Source organism: Grimontia kaedaensis, assembly GCF_023746615.1.
GTDB lineage: Bacteria > Pseudomonadota > Gammaproteobacteria > Enterobacterales > Vibrionaceae > Enterovibrio > Enterovibrio kaedaensis.
On record NZ_CP082276.1, the window covers coordinates 362,429 to 383,183 of the forward strand.

17 protein-coding genes are annotated in these 20,755 nt (G+C 46.4%); 7 read left to right on the forward strand and 10 right to left on the reverse strand.

Translation table 11 applies throughout. From position 1 onward, the window contains the following. Positions 1-60 precede the first annotated feature (60 nt). Positions 61-2,271: a catalase/peroxidase HPI gene (gene katG / locus K6Q96_RS18520; protein ID WP_251881720.1), complete on the reverse strand. Its 2,211-nt coding sequence runs from the start codon at positions 2,269-2,271 to the stop codon at positions 61-63. A 1,064-nt stretch (positions 2,272-3,335) separates the two neighbouring features. Between katG and K6Q96_RS18525 the strand changes: the two genes are divergently transcribed. The 5 genes from K6Q96_RS18525 to K6Q96_RS18545 all read left to right on the forward strand — a co-directional run bounded on the left by K6Q96_RS18525 (position 3,336) and on the right by K6Q96_RS18545 (position 6,011). After that, positions 3,336-3,872: a GNAT family N-acetyltransferase gene (locus K6Q96_RS18525; protein ID WP_251881722.1), complete on the forward strand. Its 537-nt coding sequence runs from the start codon at positions 3,336-3,338 to the stop codon at positions 3,870-3,872. Positions 3,873-3,890: 18 nt separating this feature from the next. Continuing rightward, positions 3,891-4,199: a DUF2834 domain-containing protein gene (locus K6Q96_RS18530; RefSeq protein WP_251881724.1), complete on the forward strand. Its 309-nt coding sequence runs from the start codon at positions 3,891-3,893 to the stop codon at positions 4,197-4,199. A 291-nt stretch (positions 4,200-4,490) separates the two neighbouring features. Continuing rightward, positions 4,491-5,099, forward strand: a complete 609-nt coding sequence (locus K6Q96_RS18535; protein WP_251881726.1) for a LysE family translocator — start codon at positions 4,491-4,493, stop codon at positions 5,097-5,099. Then, positions 5,096-5,539 carry a GNAT family N-acetyltransferase gene (locus K6Q96_RS18540; RefSeq protein ID WP_251881728.1) on the forward strand — a complete coding sequence of 148 codons (444 nt, stop codon included), beginning with the start codon at positions 5,096-5,098 and terminating at the stop codon, positions 5,537-5,539. Before K6Q96_RS18535 ends, K6Q96_RS18540 begins: the two co-directional genes overlap by 4 nt. Positions 5,540-5,549: 10 nt before the next feature. Beyond that, positions 5,550-6,011, forward strand: coding sequence for an Mpo1 family 2-hydroxy fatty acid dioxygenase (locus K6Q96_RS18545; protein WP_251881730.1), 462 nt, complete (start codon positions 5,550-5,552; stop codon positions 6,009-6,011). Between the two features lie 44 nt (positions 6,012-6,055). Here the strand turns inward: K6Q96_RS18545 and K6Q96_RS18550 are convergent, their stop codons facing one another. The 3 genes from K6Q96_RS18550 to K6Q96_RS18560 form a co-directional block, all read right to left on the reverse strand. Further along, complete coding sequence (locus K6Q96_RS18550) at positions 6,056-6,991, reverse strand: hypothetical protein (protein ID WP_251881732.1); 936 nt, start codon at positions 6,989-6,991, stop codon at positions 6,056-6,058. Positions 6,992-7,246: 255 nt separating this feature from the next. After that, positions 7,247-7,492: a helix-turn-helix domain-containing protein gene (locus K6Q96_RS18555; protein WP_251881734.1), complete on the reverse strand. Its 246-nt coding sequence runs from the start codon at positions 7,490-7,492 to the stop codon at positions 7,247-7,249. A 133-nt stretch (positions 7,493-7,625) separates the two neighbouring features. After that, on the reverse strand, positions 7,626-9,446 hold the full coding sequence (locus tag K6Q96_RS18560) for a PhoX family protein (protein ID WP_251882404.1): 1,821 nt from the start codon (positions 9,444-9,446) through the stop codon (positions 7,626-7,628). 815 nt (positions 9,447-10,261) lie between these two features. On the opposite strand from K6Q96_RS18560, the gene K6Q96_RS18565 reads away from it, so the two are divergent. Continuing rightward, positions 10,262-10,714 carry a YaiI/YqxD family protein gene (locus K6Q96_RS18565; protein ID WP_251881736.1) on the forward strand — a complete coding sequence of 151 codons (453 nt, stop codon included), beginning with the start codon at positions 10,262-10,264 and terminating at the stop codon, positions 10,712-10,714. Positions 10,715-10,777: 63 nt separating this feature from the next. Here K6Q96_RS18565 and K6Q96_RS18570 read toward each other — a convergent pair whose 3' ends face one another. The 3 genes from K6Q96_RS18570 to K6Q96_RS18580 form a co-directional block, all read right to left on the reverse strand. Beyond that, positions 10,778-12,454, reverse strand: coding sequence for a YncE family protein (locus K6Q96_RS18570; RefSeq protein ID WP_251881738.1), 1,677 nt, complete (start codon positions 12,452-12,454; stop codon positions 10,778-10,780). A 461-nt stretch (positions 12,455-12,915) separates the two neighbouring features. Then, positions 12,916-13,770 (reverse strand): lipase family protein, encoded by an 855-nt coding sequence (locus K6Q96_RS18575; RefSeq protein ID WP_251881740.1) that lies wholly within the window; start codon positions 13,768-13,770, stop codon positions 12,916-12,918. A gap of 111 nt (positions 13,771-13,881) precedes the next feature. Beyond that, entirely contained in the window at positions 13,882-14,385 is a 504-nt protein-coding gene (locus K6Q96_RS18580) for a hypothetical protein (RefSeq protein WP_251881741.1), read from the reverse strand. A gap of 405 nt (positions 14,386-14,790) precedes the next feature. Here K6Q96_RS18580 and K6Q96_RS18585 point away from each other — a divergent pair, with 405 nt between their 5' ends. After that, on the forward strand, positions 14,791-16,098 hold the full coding sequence (locus tag K6Q96_RS18585) for a glycoside hydrolase family 18 protein (protein WP_251881743.1): 1,308 nt from the start codon (positions 14,791-14,793) through the stop codon (positions 16,096-16,098). Positions 16,099-16,150: 52 nt separating this feature from the next. Here the strand turns inward: K6Q96_RS18585 and K6Q96_RS18590 are convergent, their stop codons facing one another. From K6Q96_RS18590 to K6Q96_RS18600, 3 genes are all read right to left on the reverse strand, one after another. Beyond that, positions 16,151-16,936: a substrate-binding periplasmic protein gene (locus K6Q96_RS18590; protein ID WP_251881745.1), complete on the reverse strand. Its 786-nt coding sequence runs from the start codon at positions 16,934-16,936 to the stop codon at positions 16,151-16,153. A gap of 405 nt (positions 16,937-17,341) precedes the next feature. Further along, the gene (locus tag K6Q96_RS18595) at positions 17,342-18,463 is read right to left on the reverse strand and encodes a PQQ-dependent sugar dehydrogenase (RefSeq protein ID WP_251881747.1); all 1,122 of its coding nucleotides are present in this window, start codon (positions 18,461-18,463) and stop codon (positions 17,342-17,344) included. Between the two features lie 67 nt (positions 18,464-18,530). Further along, complete coding sequence (locus K6Q96_RS18600) at positions 18,531-20,537, reverse strand: GGDEF domain-containing protein (protein WP_251881749.1); 2,007 nt, start codon at positions 20,535-20,537, stop codon at positions 18,531-18,533. Positions 20,538-20,755 lie beyond the last annotated feature (218 nt).

Sequence of the window (20,755 nt, forward strand, 5' to 3'; positions counted from 1 at the left end):
GCCTTTTGTGCAAAAAAAAGCGCCGTCAATGACGGCGCAAAACGCTTGTGCGTTAATGGATTAGTTGAGATCAAAACGGTCGTTATTCATCACTTTTGTCCATGCTTGAACAAAGTCATCAATAAACTTTTGCTGAGCATCATTCGAGGCATAAACCTCGGCAATTGAGCGCAGCTCCGCGTTAGATCCGAAGATGAGGTCGACTGGCGTAGCGGTCCATTTTTGGTCTCCACTCGCTCGGTCGTAACCGACATAAATACCTTCTTGCTTCTCTGAAGGTGCCCATGCGTTAGACATATCCAGCAGGTTTACAAAGAATGCATTGTTTAACGTGCCCGGCTTGTCGGTAAATACGCCGTTAGTTGAACCATCACTGTTTGCGTTCATGGCGCGCATACCACCGATGAGTGCCGTCATTTCTGGTACTGTCAGGGTGAGAAGATCAGCACGCTCTACCAGCATTTCTGCAGGAGAACGATAGTTGCTTGAGGCGTCGTAGTAGTTACGGAAACCGTCAGCCGTCGGCTCAAGAACAGCAAACGATTCAACGTCTGTCATGGCTTGAGTGGCATCAGTGCGGCCAGGGTTAAATGGCACAGTAATATCCACACCTCCCGCTTTGGCTGCTTTTTCAATCGCTGCATCACCACCAAGCACAATCACGTCAGCCAGAGAAACCTGAGTATCGCCAGCGTCTTTGTTGAAAGCCCTTTGAACCTTGGTGAGTTCCTTCAGTACTTTTTTAAGTTCCTTCGGATTGTTCACAGCCCAGTCAACTTGAGGTTGCAAAGCAACACGTGCGCCGTTAGCACCACCTCGCATGTCGGTTCCGCGGTAGCTGGCGGCTGATGCCCATGCGGTTCTTACCAGCTCAGGTACTGACAGATCTGTTTCCAGAATGGCAGCTTTGATTTTCTGCGCCTGCATGTCGTTGATCAGAGGGTGGTCAACCTCTGGTACCGGGTCCTGCCATACCAGAATTTCCTCGGGAATTTCAGCGCCGATATAGCGGGCGCGAGGGCCAAGGTCGCGGTGGTTCAGTTTAAACCAGGCTTTCGCGAAGGCCAGTTCGAAATCCTCCGGATTTTGACGGAAACGCTCGGCAATCGCACGGAATTGAGGGTCTTCTTTAAGTGCCAAGTCAGTGGTGAACATGATTGGCGCATGCCGTTTGGTTGGATCGTGTGCATCAGGCACCAGAAGTTTTGCACTTTCGCTGTCAGGAACCCATTGCTTCGCGCCTGCAGGACTTTCTGTTAGCACCCAGTTGAAGGTAAACAGATTATCAAGGAAGTTGGTGGTCCATTGTGTTGGGGTAACAGTCCATGCGCCTTCCAGCCCGCTGGTAATAGTGTCTTTGCCGTTACCATCTCCACACTTGTTTTTCCAACCAAAGCCTTGGTCTTCGACAGGCGCGGCAGCGGGTGCATCGCCCAGACACTCTTCCGGTTTGTGCGCGCCGTGCGCTTTACCGAAGGTGTGGCCACCTGCGATCAGAGCAACGATTTCTTCATCGTTCATCGCCATACGACCAAATGAGTGACGAATGTCTTTGGCAGCAGCAAGTGGATCCGGGTTACCGCCTGGGCCTTCAGGGTTAACGTAAATCAGACCCATTTGAACGGCTGCCAGACCTTCTTTCAGCTTGCCGTTTTCATCACGACGCTCATCAGCGAGCATTTCTTCTTCCGGACCCCAGTAAACCAGATCCGGTTCCCAATCGTCTTCACGTCCACCGGCGAATCCAAAGGTTTTGAACCCCATAGACTCGAGTGCTACGTTACCTGTCAGTGCCATAAGGTCAGCCCACGAAAGCGCTGCGCCATATTTTTGTTTCACAGGCCAGAGCAGGCGGCGAGCTTTGTCGAGGTTACCGTTGTCCGGCCAACTGTTAAGCGGATCAAAACGCTGTTGGCCTCCGCCAGCACCGCCGCGTCCATCATGCACACGATAAGTCCCTGCTGCGTGCCACGCCATTCGAATAAAGAATGGCCCGTAGTGGCCATAGTCCGCTGGCCACCAAGGTTGGGAGGTGGTGAGCACATCGGAGATATCTTTCTTCACTTGATTGAGATCGAGTTGTTCAAATGCAGATGCGTAGTCAAAGCTTTCGCCGAAAGGATTGGATTCCTGACCATGGTCACGGAGTGGAGCAAGGTTGAGTTGATCAGGCCACCAGAATTGATTTGATTTTGGTTCCCCCTGAGCCATAGCGGGCGCTGAAATTAGCGTTCCGGTTAGGGCGATGGAGAGTAGGGTACGTTTAAACATAATTGCCTCCTTTTGGTCGTGCCAACTGTTTTTTTCTTTTCGTGAGTTGTTTATTAAATTCGAAAGGTTAATTGTATTTTTCGTTTCCAATCTTCATCAGAAAATTCGAATCGATTGGATTTTTCGAATAAGATTAATTTTCTTTTTTCGATCGTTTTGAAACGTGTTTCCTAATTATAAGTTTTTACTATTTCTAATATTAAATTGAGTTTGTATTAATTTATAAGCATAGAGTGACCGCAGCGGTTTAGGCTGTGTATGCAAGGTGATGATTAGCTAACATGTTGTGTTAGAGATATTTGTTTTGCTCATCAATAGAGGGGGCTATCATTTCATCTAATGTATTGCCCAATAATTCGTCATGTTTAGATTATAGGAATGAAAACCACAGTCGATAAAAGGGAATATTTCGATGGCTATGATTGGTAAAAGCGAAAATGCAGTCACTTTGACTTTTGCATGAATCATTAAGTGACTAATATAAAATGAAATATTTCACTTGCGATGAAAGCTTGTTCGGTTAAATTTTTAATTTATCTAATGACAAATTAATTCTTTTCTAATCGATTGTTATAGTGCTTTATTTACTTATATGCATTTAATTGCTTTTGTTCTGAAATTAAGATTACTGAAATATTTTTAATTTTCAGTTGGCTTAGGGAATTCATTTGTTTTCATAACAAAGAGATGGGATAGCCGCATTTGAAAATCAGTCATCTGGATCACTTGGTTCTGACAGTGTCGTCACCAAAGGTCAATAGCCCCTTACTTTGATGCGAAAGGTGAACAAGTCCAATGTTTTAGGCGTGCGGAAAGATATGATAGTGAAAACAAAGTATTGTATTCACTATCCAGGCGCACCTATGCCGATGGTAGCGTCAAAGAAGCGGACATTGACTTTAAATACCGTTCAATAGAAACCATTGAACGATGTCTTACCGAGGCAGGCTTTATTGTCGACAAGCGATATGCTGACTGGCGAAGATCTGAATGGTCAGAGAACTCGAATTCGCTGATCTGTGTTGCTAAGAAGGTCAACAGACCCTAAGAGGAGGTAAATACCTATGTTTACGCGTCAAATCACTGATGACCTCTCTATAGCGTTAGTTCAGCCCTCTTTTGCTAAAAACTTCTACGAAATCGTATGCCGTGAGCGAGAGTATTTGTCGCAATGGTTGGCCTGGCCTCCTCACGCCAATGGAGAGGCATTCTTTGAAAGCTTCGCAGAACGCTCGCTTCATGACTACGCAGAAGGTAAATCTCTGACCTGCGCCATGGTCTATTGCGGTGAGGTTGTGGGCAATGTCAGTTTCAACTCTATTAACCATGAGCTAAAGAACGTCGAGATCGGTTATTGGCTGAGTGAAGCTTTTCAGGGAAAAGGCATTGCTTCTCGCTGTGTTCAGGCGTTAATAGATATCGCTTTCCAAGAGTTGGAAATGGAAAAAGTCCAAATCGCGGCGGCAACGGAGAATCTGCCAAGTCGAAAGTTGGCTGAACGCCTTGGCTTTGTGCTTGAAGGAATTATCACCCGAAATGAAAATCTTAACGGTCGCGTGGTAGACCATGCGATCTATGGACTTAGTATCAACAGGCCCTAGAAGAAAAGGAGACTAATCTTGGCGATCATCTACTTCATTCTTGCCGTTCTTGGGGCACTGTTTCCCTATGCCGCTTTTGGAGTTTGGCTGGTAGAGAATGGCCTAAATGTTTCTCAGCTTCTTACTGATGCGATGGCAAACCCCATCAGCATGATGGCGTGGCTGGATGTCATCATCGCGGGCGTGGCGCTTATCGTTTTCATCGTGGTTGATGGCAAGGATAACAATGTAAGGCTCCGTGGTTGGGCGATTGCAGGTACATTAACGATCGGCGTGGCATTTGGGCTGCCTTTCTATCTATTCCTCAAGGAAAGCGATCAAAAATGATTCATACCAATCACAGTAAGTAGCTGATCAGAAATAGCGCAGGAAGAATGCTCGAAAACAAGGCGGAAAATTTCGATAAGTAGTTATTCTACAGTCAAATTTTCCAACGCAGTTATCGAGCATTTTAACAAGCTAGGATGAGCAGATATTTACTACGATTGGTATCAAAACAGTCAGTAGCACTTGAAAATCCCTTGGCGAGACACAAGGTTGTCTATACCCGAACTCTCAGAATGCTCTTGCTTCGGGTTGTCTTGATAGAGACACCAACGCTTAGGGATGACCGCTGATATGGATTACCTGATTGCTGTAACACTTTTCGCTATTTCTGCCTCTGCCACACCTGGCCCAAACAATCTTCTCTTGATGTCTTCTGGCGCTAACTTCGGCGTGAAGAAAAGCTTGCCGCTGATGTGTGGGATCTGCTTTGGTTTCGCGCTGATGCTCTTTCTGGTAGGCGTTGGATTTGGGCAAATCTTCCAGCAGTTTCCTGAACTTCACTTCATTATCAAATGTATTGGTACAGCTTATCTTCTCTATCTGGCTTTTTTGATTGCCCGCTCTGGCGATATAGCGGAAAGCGGCACTGAAGCTAAACCTCTGACTTTCATGAAAGGCGCACTTTTCCAATGGGTGAACGCCAAAGCATGGGTGGTCGCAACAGGGGCAATTGCAGCGTTCACCACCTTAGGTGCTGGTTATTACAGCCAAAATTTGACTATTGCCGCGACATTCTTTGTGGTGTCATTTCCCAGTGTGGGAATTTGGTTACTGTTCGGGTCGGCATTGAAACGGGTTTTGTCATCTACAGCCCGTCGTAAAGCGTTCAACTACTTTATGGCGGCGTTACTGGTATTGTCTGTCGTCCCCGTGATTTTGGAAATTTTCAAAGCGATATGAAGGTAATAACGCACCGCTTGGCAACCATCGAAGACTATGAGTTTCTGCTTGAAGTGAAAAAGCAGGCGGAAGGGAAAGTGGTGGAAGCGGTATTTGGTTGGGACGACGATGTGCAACGGCGTATTCATCAAGAAGAATGGGAAGATGCGATACCACAAGTGATTGAGCTTGATGGTAAGCGCATCGGTAGCTTCTTACTTCAGAAGTACGATGACCATTATTACTTTCGCCGTTTTTTCGTCTGGCCTGAATGTCAAGGCAAAGGTATTGGCTCCTCTATCCTGCACGCATGTTTGGATAAAGCCGACAGCGAAGGCTTGCCCGTCAAACTCAGTTATCTGCAAGGAAATCGGGTTTCTTTGCTGTATCAACGTTTTGGCTTTAAGTACGTGAATGAAGATGAGCACTTTGTTTACATGGAAAGAAGGGCCAAATCATAAGGAATCATGGATGAAAAGCTTGGAAGAATGGTTTGAGGAGTACGGCGAAAGCCACCAAAACCCAACCAATCAGAAAATTCACAAAGTGGCGGTGCCGGGCATTTTCTTTTCTGTCGAGGGGCTGCTTTGGCTGAGCCCCTCTTTTTCCGTTTTTGGAGCGGCGATTGCCCCATACTTTATTGTGTTGGCGCTGGTATTGCTCTTCTACCTTATGCTTTCTTTCAAAGCCTTTGTGGTGATGGCGGTATTCTCCGCGTTTTGCACCATGGTGCTGGTGGAGTTGGACAGTGCTGGATTTGATATCTTCCTGATTTCTATTGTGATGTTTGTGGTGCTATGGATTTTGCAGTTCGTTGGGCACCATATCGAAGGTAAAAAGCCCTCTTTCTTTAAAGATGTGCAGTTTCTATTGATTGGACCTGCGTGGGTATTTCACTTCTTTTTACCACTGACGCCTTCCAGTGAAACATAAAAAAAGCCAACCGAAAGGTTGGCTTTTTTATTAGATTCATAGGCTTAGTTAGGCAGGAACATCGGCGTGTAACAGGTATCGGTTTCCGCCGTTACTCGCGTCATCGCATCAATGCGCATTGGTACCAAACCAGCGTGTGATTGGCCGCCAAAGTTTTGGTCATTCGTGGTCGGATCCAGAACCCAAAGATTGGTACTGTTCTGATGACCCGTCACGTTGTTGTTCATAGCCGCAACTAAGATTTCACCGTTCTGATCAAGCGTAGCCGCTGTGATTTCATCAACATAGTGGAAGAACTTCACGGTTGCTGAAGCATCTTCAGTGCTCACGTTAAAGACGCGCGTATTGGTAACAAACAGTAGCTCGCCGTCTTTAAAGATCAAATCACCCCAGTTCGCATAGCCACCAAGACGAATATTCAAATCCAAATTCCCGATCAAAGTTTGCTCGCCAGTCGAAGGGTCGATGGTGAACAGTCTACGGATATCGGAACCGTAAAGCGTTCCAGTCTCTGGGTCGAAGGTCATTCGCCAAACTTGATACGTGGTTGAACCAACAACGTGGTGAGTTTGCGAGTCGACATCAAAATAGGCTAATTGATACGGTTTATGGGTTTTGTGCAGGAATGGGAGATCAGGAATCTCCTGTTCAGTAAATTCACCGTCCTCAACACCATCGATGTAGTACTCATCCGGTGTTGGTGTGCTGGCGTAATAAATGCGGTTGTTTGCAGCATTGTAAGCCATCGCGGAAGCACTGAATAGCGCGCGAGAATTAATCTCAGCGAGATTAACGGCTTCCGAGTGGAATTGTTGTCGCGTAATGCTGCGAGCAAGACCTTCGTGAACGTTAACAAGCACACCTATATCGCCGCGGCCTGCGTTCATGGTGTAGAGGTTACCATCACACTCTGCTGATGCAGCTGACATGCTAAAAGTGCTGGCTGCTAGTACGAGTGATGATAGCAGTGTCTTTTTCATTTCCCGGCTCCTATGTCCTATAGATTTTTACACTTAGTTTTTTTATTCCTGGAACAGGCTGACATGTGACAACTGCGGTCAAAACTTCTGGATAGCAAGTTGTAAAAATGTCTAGGAACGCACCCTAACACCGACGAATATCATTTACTTTGATAAATAAATGAATAGCTTTCCCCTTCGCTGCACTGAAACGTGATTCTTATTTTAAGAACGTAATGTTGTGAAATTAAACACTAATTTATTTACAGCTAATGTTTAATCGCGATACATCATTCTCCAAAAAGAGGGGGTTACGCCGAGGGATTCCTTGAAATGATGGCGACGGATAATGGCGTTATTACAGCCGGATTCAAAGGCGACATTTTCGATGTCTAATGAGATAGATTTCAATAGGTACTGACAATTCGCCAGTCTTGCGGAAAGCAGCCAGTGCTCAAATGAACGGCCAGTGATGGTTTGAAATTTACCGTGAAGATTCGCATGCTCATCATGCTTTTGCACCTTATCGCATTGCATGCCATGTCTACACGCAGGACGCTGACCCCAAGTGACACACTGATTTAAATTAACGCGCCAGAAAAGAAAAACGGCTCCATATCAGGAGCCGTTTTCAATTAGATGAGCCAGGTTCTGATTAAGCGCCGATCACGCCGCCGTCTTTGCGGGTAATACGCATCACAGTTGAACGTGGCACAGAATCACCGCCGTCAGGGAAGTGAGAAGGTGCCAGATCTTCACCAGGGTGCTGGATGCCGACAAACATGGTTTTGTAGTCAGGCGAGAACGCTAGACCTGTGATTTCACACGCTATAGGACCCGTCAAGAAGCGACGGATTTCGCCAGTTTTGGTGTCTGCACACAGCATCTGGTTGTTACCCATGCCAGCGAAATTGCCTTCGTTTGAGTACTTACCGTCAGTCTGTATCCACAGACGACCAGCGCCATCAAAACCAATACCGTCTGGGCTGTTGAACATGTTGTCTTTGTTGATGTTTGGCGAACCTGCCATCAGGCCTTCCTGAACTTCAGGGTTACCTGCCATCACAAAAATGTCCCATTTGAAATCAGACGCTGTATGGTCACCGCCTTGTGGTTCCCAGCGAACGATGTGGCCATACGGGTTTTTCTCTCGAGGGTTAGCCACGTTCAGAGGTTGGTTCTCTCGAACACCACGGTATTTGTTGTTAGTTAGGGTGCAGAACACATGTTTATTGTCTGGATGAACCGCAACCCACTCAGGACGGTCCATGGTGGTCGCACCAACTTGTGTTGCTGCTTCACGGGCAAAGATCATGATTTCTGCCTGGCTCTTAAAACCATTTTCTGGTGTCAGGCCATTCTTACCAAAGGTCAGCTCAACCCATTCGCCTTTACCGTCCAGTTCGCCCTCTTTACCATCGAACTTCGCCACGTAAAGTGTGCCTTCTTCCAGCAGATCACGGTTTGAAGCGTGAGTACCTGGCTTGTATTTGTTCTTTGAAACGAACTTGTAGAGGTGTTCGCCACGCTCGTCATCGCCAAGATAAACCACAACGTGACCATCTTTATTGACAGTCAGTGCTGCGTTTTCGTGTTTGAAACGGCCCAGTGCAGAGCGTTTCTTTGGCTTAGAGTTTGGATCCATTGGGTCGATTTCGACTACCCAACCGAAACGGTGTGGTTCGTTTGGCGTTTTTGCCACGTCGAAACGCTCGTCGTGTTTCCACCAGTCGTAACCCCAGTCTTTATCCTTCACACCATAGCGCTTATAGGTTGGACCCAGATCCACTTCTTCAGATGCTGCGAAGTAACCGTTGAAGTTCTCTTCACAGGCAAGATAAGTGCCCCAAGGCGTTTGGCCGTTTGCACAGTTGTTGTAAGTACCCAGAATGGTCTCACCACCTTCAGGGTCCGCTGCGGTTTTCAATAAATCATTACCGCGCGCAGGGCCTGTCATTTCCATTGGAGTATATGCGGTTACCTTACGGTTCAAGCGACCGTCAACATTTGGCATCCACTTACCGTCTTTCTTCACCAGCTCGATGATAGAAACACCATGTGCTGCCTGAGATTTACGCACATCATCGGCAGAGATATTTTTGCCCTGATGAGTGTATAGGTATTCGTTGTTGGTGTATTCGTTGTTCGCAACCAGAACCGCACGATCGTCCGATAGTGGGAAGAAGGTCATGCCGTCGGTGTTATCACCATACTGCATTTCCTGTGCTTTGGAATCGTTAGACTGGCTGAACTTTGGAGAATTAGGGAACAGAGCATCACCCCATGAGATCATTGTTTCAGCGACATAGCCGTCTGGAACTACAACAGTATCAGCAGTAGAAGCAGGAATCGCTTCAAAACCCATCAGCTTGCTCTTGTCCATAGAACCGGCAACCGCTTTTGCAACCGGACTTGCCGCGAAGAAAGCCACAGAACCCGCTGCCCCCGCAGCACGCAAGAAATTACGACGATTCATCGCCGCATCGATAAAACGGTTGAATTCTGGCTCGTTGTCCAGTTGGCGTTGGTCAATATGTTTGCTCACAATGACTTCCTTTCCAGATGATTTTAATAATTAATCGTATGATTTTCCCAAACGCAGGTTTTCTGTGCGTTTGGCTATCTACCGGAACCGAATTCTGGGATTCGATTGTTAAAAGTTCGTGAACTCTCAATGAAATGTAAATGTCAGTATCGAGAACCATGCACTGATAGCTAAGATTTGGATATAATGATATGAGCCTGATTTCACTTAGTTTTAGTGTGAGTGTGAATTCTTGCGCAAATCACAGTCGGCGATAAAGCAGAATTGAGCCGACACAAGGTCCCCTTGTTAGAAGTTCGGCATCTTCGGGCTATTTGGATATAGCATGATGAACAGAAGAGGAAAAAACGATGCTGAGAACCTTCGGAGCCCTGGTGGCGGCAATGTTATCAACCTATGTGATGGCGATAGAAGTAGGGGGCGATCCTGTTTGTAGGAAAGCAAAAAGCTCATACCTGCCAATTTTGCCATGGTGAAACAGGCTTTACACCAAAGAAAGACTATCCATACATCAACGGACAGAATGCGTTTTATCTATACGATATGATGAAGTCATATCAGGCAGGGAAGCGCTCTGGGCGCAATGGGTAATATGATAAGACAGCAAATGTCGATTCTGAGCGATCAAGATATAAAAGATATTGCCGTTTTTTATGCCAGCCAGAAACAAGGAAAGTCAGAGTAAACCATTGCTAGAGGTGGGACTCACTGATAATGTTTCGCAAAATTGAAGACAGGAAAAAGACATGCCGATAATCTGGGTTGATGCCGACGCTTGCCCGGCCGTGATCAAAGAGGTGCTGTTTCGCGCCGCAGATCGCACGCAAACCGAATGTGTGCTGGTGGCCAATCAATCTTTGAGAACCCCTCCATCTCGCTTTATCCGCAGCCTTCAGGTCGAAAAAGGATTCGATGTGGCGGATAACGAAATCGTCAAACGTGTTGAGAAAGGCGATTTGGTCATCACGGCAGACATTCCTTTGGCATCTGAAGTTATTGAGAAATCGGCCGTTGCGTTGAATCCCCGTGGCGAGTTGTATACGCCGGAGAATATCCGCCAGCGACTGAACATGCGTGACTTTATGGATACACTGCGTTCAAGCGGAATTCAAACCGGAGGCCCTGCAACCATGAGCCAGCAGGAAAGACAGAAATTTGCCAATGAATTGGATAAGTTTTTGCAGCGTGCCAAGCGGTAACTTACCTAAATGACACAAAAAAAGGAGCGATAAATCGCTCCTTTTTTTCTTTTTACGTTTTGATTAGTTGTAGATGCGTGACCAACAACCATTTGAACAATCTACGTTTTTGTTCGCATGCAGCTGTGCACGGTGACCAGTGCGGATGTTGTAGTAGCGGCCGTTTGAACCTTTCAGGCGTGCCCAGGCGATATCACCATGATGGTAGTAGCGCTCGTGGTTTGAGTGTTGCTCATAGTACTTACCGCCACCATTGATAGTGATGCTTCTCAGGTGCGATCCAGTTTGGTAGAACTCAAGCGTTGTACCCGCTGGGATAGTACCGTTGATGTTAGCGTGTACACCACGAATCCACTGGTCTTTAGTGCCCCAGTTGCCACCACGGCTACCATGCCATGCAACACCACTGTTGTTAGCTGCGTTTGTCAGCAGAGTATGCACGTCTGGATCGTTGTCGATGATGGTGACGTCAGCAGAATCTGCATCGCTCTTATCGTCTTTTACCCAGGCTTGCAGCGTGAAGTACTCATTGCTTTCATGAGTAGAATCATTGATGGTCGGCACACCGATGCGCACTGAAGTTACACCTTCAGGCAGTGCAATTTCAGTCAGTGTCGAAGAAATAGTTGCTGAACCTGTTGAGCCGTCAGAGAACATCAGGGCGACTGTGTTGCGATAGTCGCTGTTCAGAACTGCCGTACCATTTTTCAGCGCGACGCGGAGTTTGGTATTTGCATCTCCGGTGGCTTTATCGAAGTTCACAGTGAAATAAGCGGTAGAGCCTTCGCTGACTGAAGAAGAAGCAAGCGTGATGCCTTGTACTTCCGGCTGTAGATCACTTGGAAAAATGGTTTTTGGATAACAGGTATGATCTTCTGAAGTTACCGTGCCCATGGCGCTTATGCGGCTTGGGAACAGACCCACTTTAACTTTTTCACCCGTAGAAGGCTTGATGCGGTAAAGAGTATTGCTGTTCACATTACCTGAAACGTTCTGGTTTTTCGCTGCAATCAGCATTTGTCCGTTTTGGTCGAGCGTTGCCGCTGCGACGAAATCAATAAAGTGGAACGCCTTCAGCGTTTGTGCACCTGTGGTGGTGTCGATAGCAAAAGTACGACCATTGGTCACGAACAGAAGTTCACCCTCATAAAACACGAATGACCCCCAACTGGAATAACCACCAAATCGCAGGCTACTGTCAAAAGTACCGATATCGGAGGTTTCACCAGTTGTCGGATTTACCTTAAAAATTCTGGTAGCGTCAGATGCATACAGCACACCGGTATCGGGGTGGAACGCCATGCGCATGATTTGTCGGTTTACTGTTGGACCTTCAACATGGTTACCTGTCGCTGGATCCATGTAAGCCAGTTGATAAGGCTTTATTCTCTTGGCGTGAATATCCAGTGCAGCATATTCCTCAGCCGTAAAGTCACTTGTTGGGATATCAACGTAAAACTCGGTTGGCTGTGGCGCGTTTGCGTAATAAAGCCGATCTGTCTGGCGATCGTATGACATTGCAGGGCCGCTAAACAGAGCGCGAGAATGGTAAGTTGTATGACTGCCAGCGTCATTCGCATAGGTACCAGTCATTTTTTCCAATTCCTGGACATCCAAAAGAACGCCAACGTGGTTACGCCCGGCATTCATTGAATATACGTTGCCTGCACAATTTGCTGCTGCTTGTGCTGATGTTAAAGCGCCGGCCAAAACAGCCAGTGAAATTAGAGTCTTTTTCATGGTGAAAGATACCTATCGTCCATTTCATTTTAATTGGCGTACCCAAACCACTTACGACGCACGTGTTACGGTGCTTAGTACTCGCATCAGATTGGATATGTTGATTGATTTGGGTTCTATCCTGGTCAAACAAGCACTTTCCGTCTGACCGTGAACAGAGCCTAAGCGTTTAACTGAGCCATTTCTTTCTCATAAATGAGATGTAATTTGTTTTGATGGTTTTTAAGGAGAACCCTATAAGTCGTGTGGCTTTTAAGTCGTGGAAATGTATGGTGACTTGTTGAGAAAACGTTGTAGGAATAGAAAGGCAAAGACTGATTAAAGTCTGATGTGTTTAACAGGTCGACACATCTTTTCTATGTCTTCTCACTGTTTGATAGGATAAGAGTGATTCAAAGTTCTCATAAAAAAAATTTCACGACGAGAGTGAGAATCACGAGTCGTTCTCTAATTAAGAAAAACTAATGCTTATCAAAATAGTCTTTGCGCCGTATATATTTGTCCATAAAGTGATAGGCGATAGGGCGGAGAAGCCAGCTGGTTAATACCCTGACAATGCGTATCAAAGAGGGCATATTGTGGTAAATCTTGTCATTGTGGAGCCACAATAATTCCCCGACATGCCAGAACATGAGCGGGAGTCCTGGCAAGAAAGTGACAATGTCGACGTCGCAGCAAATTCGGTAGGTCCGGTTTTTCAAACTGTATCGTTGTTTAAAACTCCAGAACCCTGTCGCGGGTTGTCCAAAGGTGACGATGCGTTTAATCGAACCTGGGTATTTTTGCTCTAGGATCTCACCAGCAATGATGGCCATGCTGCCGCCAGAAGAATGGCCAGTGAGTGATAGCCTTTTACCCTGAGCTACCAGACTAGCTGCGCAGGATTCCAGTTTTTCCATCACGCTGTGGCCTTCAAGACGGTTAATATCTTCAGAGTGTTTGAATTCGGCTTGTTGGCTGGGCGAGAGCCTTGAGTAGTCTTTGTGGAACACGAAGCGTGCTGAAATGCTGGGTTGGCGCAGCAGGAACTGGAAGCCCCAGTGGACATGCCCTGCATTCTCCGGAGCGTCGACTTTACTTGGCAACACAATCAGGTTGAGCAGCCAGTCCCAAATGCTTTGGGAGCCTTTAAATACAATGACAGCATCACCATCTTCACGCCACAAAACACGAATAATGGTCTTGCCCCAACGGTTGTGAATATCCCTGCGACCATCTTTTGAAAAGCCATAGTGGACGTGGTCAAAGTGCTTGGGATAAGCATCTCGACATAGGATAGCATAGCGCTCGTATTGATAGCGTTTAAGTCTTTTCACCCGTTAAATCAATATAAACAGTAAAACGGGTAAGTGTAGTCATGAAAAATGACGAATCAGCGACAGGAGAAAGACAGGTACAAAAAAAGCTGCATCATGCAGCTTTTCTTATCAATCGTAGTGTTGCAGAAAAGGAGAGATGTGGGTGTTGTAGGTGAGTGCTTTAATAGCGCTGTGGTTACTGATAAGCCATTCCGCCTTGCTTATGTTACCAACACCTATAATGGCCTGTACCAGCAGTTTAAAGTCGCGAAGCCAGCGGGCTTTCTGATCTTCACTCCAATCGTTGCGGTAAATCTCGTGATAGTGCTCAACCCACCAGTAAGCGCCACGAATAAAGGAGGCAACAATGTTGGTCGCGGGTTCGATTTGTTCATCTTTCCCATCGATGGCGTACTCATCGGCCAGTGGCTGTCCCTGTGAAAAAGCGGCGTAGTTTTTACAGTATTTGTACAACGCTAATTGCAGTGCAGACGCAGAGTCGCAATGCTCTAGAGACAGCGTGGTGACGGGTAAGTGCTTCTTATTATTTCTGAAGAGTTCTACAGAGCGCTTGCCCGGCAAGAGTTTTTCGATAACAAAAAACAAATCGATACTGATGAGTTTATTGCTCAAAGCGGTTTCCTTGTAACTGTCCAAGCCTCGAACTCTCAGCCCACCTCTGGTGGATGAGAATGAGGATGCTTGGTAATAATGAGCTGACATTCAACAAACTAGCGGCAGCATAACCCCTCAATGCCTAAAACGGAATTCCTTTACGCTGAATACGCCTCACACCTTGATTCTCATTGCCGAAAAACTGTGCGCGGTAATGCAAGTTTATGTAGACCAAAGGTCCAGTTTTATCGCCAATAAACGAGAGGCTCGCAAACTTTGTAACCTAACTGTTATGAACACCCCGTTCGGTACGAATACGTCAGTTTTGAATACCCACTTCGACTGATAATTAGCCACTTATGCCTGAGCCAACAGAGAGTTGAGTAGCTTTGGTATTGTGAACGTGCCTAACAAGGAGATGGTATGAAAAAGATCTTAGCAGGTGCAGCGCTTGGTGCCTGTTTGGCGACTCCAGCGCTTGCGGAAAATCACGTTGTAGGTGGCTACTTTGCAGATTGGCAATATGCCAACGCTGATAACCCTTACACAGTGAAAGACATTCCTGCCGACCAGTTAACTCATGTGATTTACGCATTCCTCAGCATGTGTGGTCCTCATACCGGTGCATCTGAGCTTGTTCAGCAGCAAGTCTCTAAAGCCTGTGAAGGCTTGGCTCCTTACTCTGCCATCGTGGTCGATCAGGAAGCCGCGATGGAGGTGGACTTTGGTGACGTTTCTGTCGATGTTCCTTACAAAGGGCATTTTGCACAGCTTGCTGAGCTCAAGAAAACACACCCTGATCTAAAAATCCTCCCTTCATTCGGTGGCTGGACCATGTCTGAGCCTTTCCATGCAATGGCAAAGGATGATGCAGCTATAAAACAATTCGCGGAATCTGCCGTTGCGCTGATTGCTGAGTATGACTTCTTTGATGGTATTGATCTCGATTGGGAATACCCAGGTGGTGGTGGTTTAACCACATCCCCGTGGAACCCTGAAACCAAGCTTTCTGACGACGTAAAAGCACTGGAGCGCGAAGCCTTTACCACATTGGTGACACTACTTCGTGACGAACTGGATGCATTGTCTGCTGAAACTGGCCGCGAATATGAACTTTCAACCGCGGTAGGTGTAAGCCAAAAAGCCGCGCAGATTGATTGGAAAGCCGCAGCGCCTAAGCTGACTAATATGTTTGCGATGACTTATGACTTTCTTGGTGGTTGGGGCACGCAAACTGGTCACCTTACAAATTTGCATGCAACGGATCGCAGCTGGTGGGGAATGGGTGCAGATGTTTTCATTAACCAGATGATCGATTTGGGCATTCCAAAAGAGAAACTGGTACTGGGTGCAGCATTCTATGGTCGCGGCTGGGAAGGCTCTCAATTTGATGGCAACCTGCCAACCTCTGACTTGGCGTCTGAAAAAGGTGCGAGCTTCGGTACCGGTGAGCCAGGTTATTTCATGTATTGGGATTTGAAGCAAAATTATACCCAATCTGAAGGTTATCAGTATGGCTATGATGAGGCTTCTCAAGCGCCATATCTGTGGAATCCAGAGAAGAAAGTCTTTATCTCGTTTGAAGATGCGCGTTCGGTGAAAGCGAAAGCGGAATGGGCGAAGCAACAAGGCTTGGCGGGTGTTTTTACTTGGGAGCTTTCCGGCGACCCTGACAATGAGCTGACCACTGTGATGCACGAAGTGCTTCACAGTAAAACGGCAAAGAAATAACAATCTCTAGATAAACAAACCCGGCCATGTGCCGGGTTTTCTTTTAGGTATATCACTGCGGAGGGCCAAGTATCTCTTCAGCTTCCTGCACCCTATGCTGGGTTTTCAGCTTGCTAATGAGTCCCTTTTGCATTGAGAGGAATAGATTGAACTGTATAACAACATCAGGGTGCTTGATACTGGACAGGTGTCGGGTGCCACTTAGATAAGGGAGATTTGTGTTCAATGACATCGAAGGTGAGCTCTGCTCTGATTCTCTCAACTTCACGTTGAGCGCTGCCACGTTGGTATAAATACCATCAATTCTTTTCGAAGCCAGTAAGCGGATTAGTGATTCCATCTCTTTTACTTCGAACAGACTTATCTCTTTACTTTTTACTTTGTCCATAAATGGCCAAGGCGTGAACCCTGAGATTAGGCCAAGTCGCTTCAAAGAATCTTCGGAGACTATCTGGGTATCGTCCAATGTTACGACGCCATCAACAAATGACACCACTGAATCACTGTAGAGGATGTTGTGCCCTTCTTTTCTCGAGGCGCTCCAGTTAGGATTATCTGGATATTTTAGATCCACCTCGCCACGCAGAAACGCGGAATACAGTCTTTTCAGAGGCAGGGCCTGATATTCAAAGCTGTAGTTATTCTCGTGGGCAAAAGCATCTAAAAGATCCCGGTTAAAACCCTGATAGCTTTGGTTTTGATAGCGAGAGTAGGGGGAGTAGTCTTCAAATGCCTGAACGCCGATGATGAAATGATTGTCGCCTGAAATTCGCGCATATGCTGAAGAGACCAGCAAGGTGAAGGCAGCGAGTAATACTGTCGTCAGTGTTTTGCGCATATCTGACTCTCAATGACTCTTATCTAATTATTGAGATAAGTATATATGCTGTGAAGAAAGTCGTTTGAAATCGATGACATAACGCGAGCTAGGAACATAAGAACGTCAAAAAGACAAAACCCCGCAGAGCGGGGTTTTGTCTTTTTCAGCAAGCAAAGATATCTTTGTTTTTGTTTGTATGGGCTGAATATAATCTGAGCGATCACTCTGTGTCCAACGCTTCTGCAAGCTTTGTTAAATGATGGGCAGTGCATCACTTTTACAATGAAATGAAATGAGTTGCATAAATTTCTTGGAGATTCTTTTCCAAAAATAATCTTATTTCTCAGCAGAAAATCAAATCCATGCTTGTAAATAATACTTTACAATCAACCCATTAATTATTGAAATTAAAGAATAATCATGTCAATTTTTTGGCGTCATTTTTAAGATTTCACCGTTGGACGAGTCTGTTAACAAATAGATATCACCACTTGGAGATTCCACCACATCCCTGATACGCCCGTAATTGCCATCGAGTAGTCTCTCTTCGCTTAGCACTTGACCGTTTTCCATATCCAGACGAACCAGTAGTCCAAATTTGAGAGAACCAAGAAGAATATCTCCATTCCACTGAGTGAACTTGGTGCCTGATACCATCTCCATCCCTGAAGGAGCGATCGAAGGGACCCAGTAATGGATGGGTTGCTCCATGCCCACTTTCTCAGTCCCAGTACCAATTTGACTGCCGGTGCCGTAATTAACGCCATACGTGATAGTTGGCCAACCGTAGTTCGCTCCCTTGTACACAGGGTTAAGCTCGTCGCCTCCTTGGGGGCCATGTTCATGCGTCCAAAGTGTTTTCCCATCGTTATCCAGTGTCATGCCCTGGATGTTGCGGTGGCCGTAAGAATAGATTTCTGGCAAGCTTTCGGCATTGCTTACAAATGGATTATCTGACGGCACCGAGCCATCTAGGTTTAATCGAACCAGCGTGCCGACGTGGGAATCATTTTGCTGGGCTTTATCGCGGTTACCGCGGTCACCTAATGCGATATAAAGATGTTCATCTGTTGCCAGAAGCCTGCCCCCATAGTGTCTGCCGCCGGCTAATTTAGGACTTTGTGAAAATAGCGGTGTGAAGTTTGAAAGCGTATTACCGTTGAGGATGGCAGAAGAAACTGCCGTACCGGATTTTCGAAACTCTCCGTTTTCCGCATAAGCAATATAAACCCGCTTGGAGGTTTCAAAATCAGGGGCAAGGGCAAGCCCCAGCAACCCACCTTGTCCGCGATAAACTAAGCTTTCAGGGACACCTTGAATGTCTGTGATGTTTCCTTCAGGGCTGACACGCTTAATGCCACCATTTCGCTCCGTGATCAACATATCGCTATTGGGTAGAAAGACCAAGGACCATGGGTGATTTAGCCCCTGAGCAAGCTTATCGATAGTGAAAGTGTGTCTTTCTGAAGTAATGGTGTCGGCGTTTACCACCAGAGGAAGGCAGGTTGAGAGCAGGGCAGTGGTGATAAGTGTTGTCGCTTTCATAAGGGGTTCCGTTCCATTGTTATCCAATTTATCCGTCACCCCTCAATCTTACCTCATGTTGAAAGGGTCACGAGAAATGCTGAGCAAAGCGGAATTTTAGTCGGCGCATGCCTCTACCCAGTCTGGAAAATTTATCCGCCAAAGATGCAGCAGTTTCCGCTGTTTGCTCTGCGTTGCTATCTGTATTGTTTTGACCACTACTTTCCACACGGTTCCGTCCATTTTGCTTGGCGCGGTAAAGAAGCTTGTCCACGTCACTGTATATGTCAGACAGTGACTGACTAGCGTCTACTGCTGTCACACCAAAGCTGGCAGTGACGTTAAACTCGTCACCTTGCTCCGTCGTGAAAGAGAGTTCACTGATACGTGTTCGTAAATCTTCTGCGATCAACTGAGCTTGTTCGAGTTGGCTGTTAGGGAGCAAAAGCATGAACTCTTCACCGCCAACACGTGAACACACATCATTCCGGCGCAGATCGTTCTTGAACAATTCCGCAATGCCAGTCAGCACCTTATCGCCAACTGGATGCCCATAGGTATCGTTCACTTTTTTGAAGTGATCGACATCAAGCAGCAAGCAGCTAACTGGGCTGCCGTCGCTCTCCATCTCAGTCTTCAACTTATCAAGTTGGGTGCTGAGATAGCGGCGATTGTAGAGGCCAGTCAAGCTGTCAGTATTCGCGATCTTGCCCCAACGGACGCGACGGCGGTTAATCCAAAGGGCAGCCATCGTTGCGATGACAGTGGCGACAACACCTGCCACAACCAGCACGTTAAGGTATTCCACTTTGTCTTCGTTGGTTTTCAGTTCAAGCGTTTGCAGCACATTGTTCCAGCTCAGGTGTTGGTTTTCTGCTTTGAGCTTTTCCAGATTGAACAGCATCTGTTGGCGTTCCAGATTGTCTACCTGCTCGTCTGCGCTGAAATTGTTAAATCGGTTTTGGTAATCCAACAGAGTCAGATATGCGTTCTTGTAATCTTCAAGTCCAAAGTGTGCTTTGGAAGCAACCAGGTACAACTCAATTTCTGTGCGGTAAAGGCGCGAAAGGTCAGCTTGTCCAGTAATGAGAGGCGTGACCAAATCAATGGCAGCTTGGTAATTCTCATTCAACAAGCTTTTGTTGGCTTTCAGGTAATTGTACTTACTGATGTAGTAGCGAATGGTTTCACGTTCACGCAAAGCATCAGTTTGTTTGAGATAGCGCGCCATGCTTTTTGTGTCACCGGATTGCAGCAGGAGATCAGCAATCTGAAGGTTAATGCGGAAACGGTGAGAACCATCACCTAGCACTTGAGCAATCTGTAACGCTTGTTTGTATTCGAGCAGGGCTTGCTTTTTATCGCCTTGCTTTTTAGCCAGCTCGGCCATGTCGAGTTTAACCAGCAGTTGGTTAAACGACATCTTACGTTCACGGAAGAACTGATAAGACTGGTCTAGTAATAGCGATGCTTTATCGAAACCATTCAACTGAACCAAAATACCACCCAGACTGGAAGCAATACGTTCAACTAAAAGGGCGTCTTGTGTGGTCTTTGCTGCTTCTAATGAGCTCATTAGAGCCGCCATAGAAACGTCGTAATCGTTCTGCGCTTTGTACGCCTCACCTTTCACAAGCAGGATTTCTGCGGTGACTGAAGGATCGTTGAGGGTTTTCGATTCCGCCAGCAGTTTATCCAACTGGTCAAGCACCAGTGCTTCTTCTCCCTTAAGAATTCGAGCTTGTCCCAATCGAAGTTGCATCAGGTACAGATCCGCTTTTAAAAGCGGGTCATTTTTCGCCAGTTCGATACCGGTGTTTGCTGCTGTGACAGCGCTTTCAGGATCGTTCAGTAAAAGATCAACGGTGGATTTCTGCAGATAGTACCGAACTAAAAGAGGTAAAGGCTGGTTCTGTTTCAGTTCTACTTTTTCCAATTCGCTGAGCAAGGCCCGGGCTTTAATTGGAACAGAATAAAGAATGGATTGGACGCCATTAAGAGTTTTCTCGAATGACTGCGTTTTTTCAACGGAAGCATGTGCTGCTCCGGCGAAAATGACGAGAAATAAAAAGAGGTTTTTAAGCGTTTTTTGCATTGATGAAGCTTCCATGATCGACTTAGCTAAACGTCAACTCGTTGTTGTTTTTTTGTTCCGACCCAAGACGCACTCATAGAAGGGAAAACAACATCTTGGGAACACTTTGCGGACATAGACTACCCAACGCACAGTAAGGACTTTGTATTAAATTTGAGCCGAATGTATGAAATTCCTTATCGGATCCCAGATAAGCTTAGGCAGTGATAAAAGGTTTT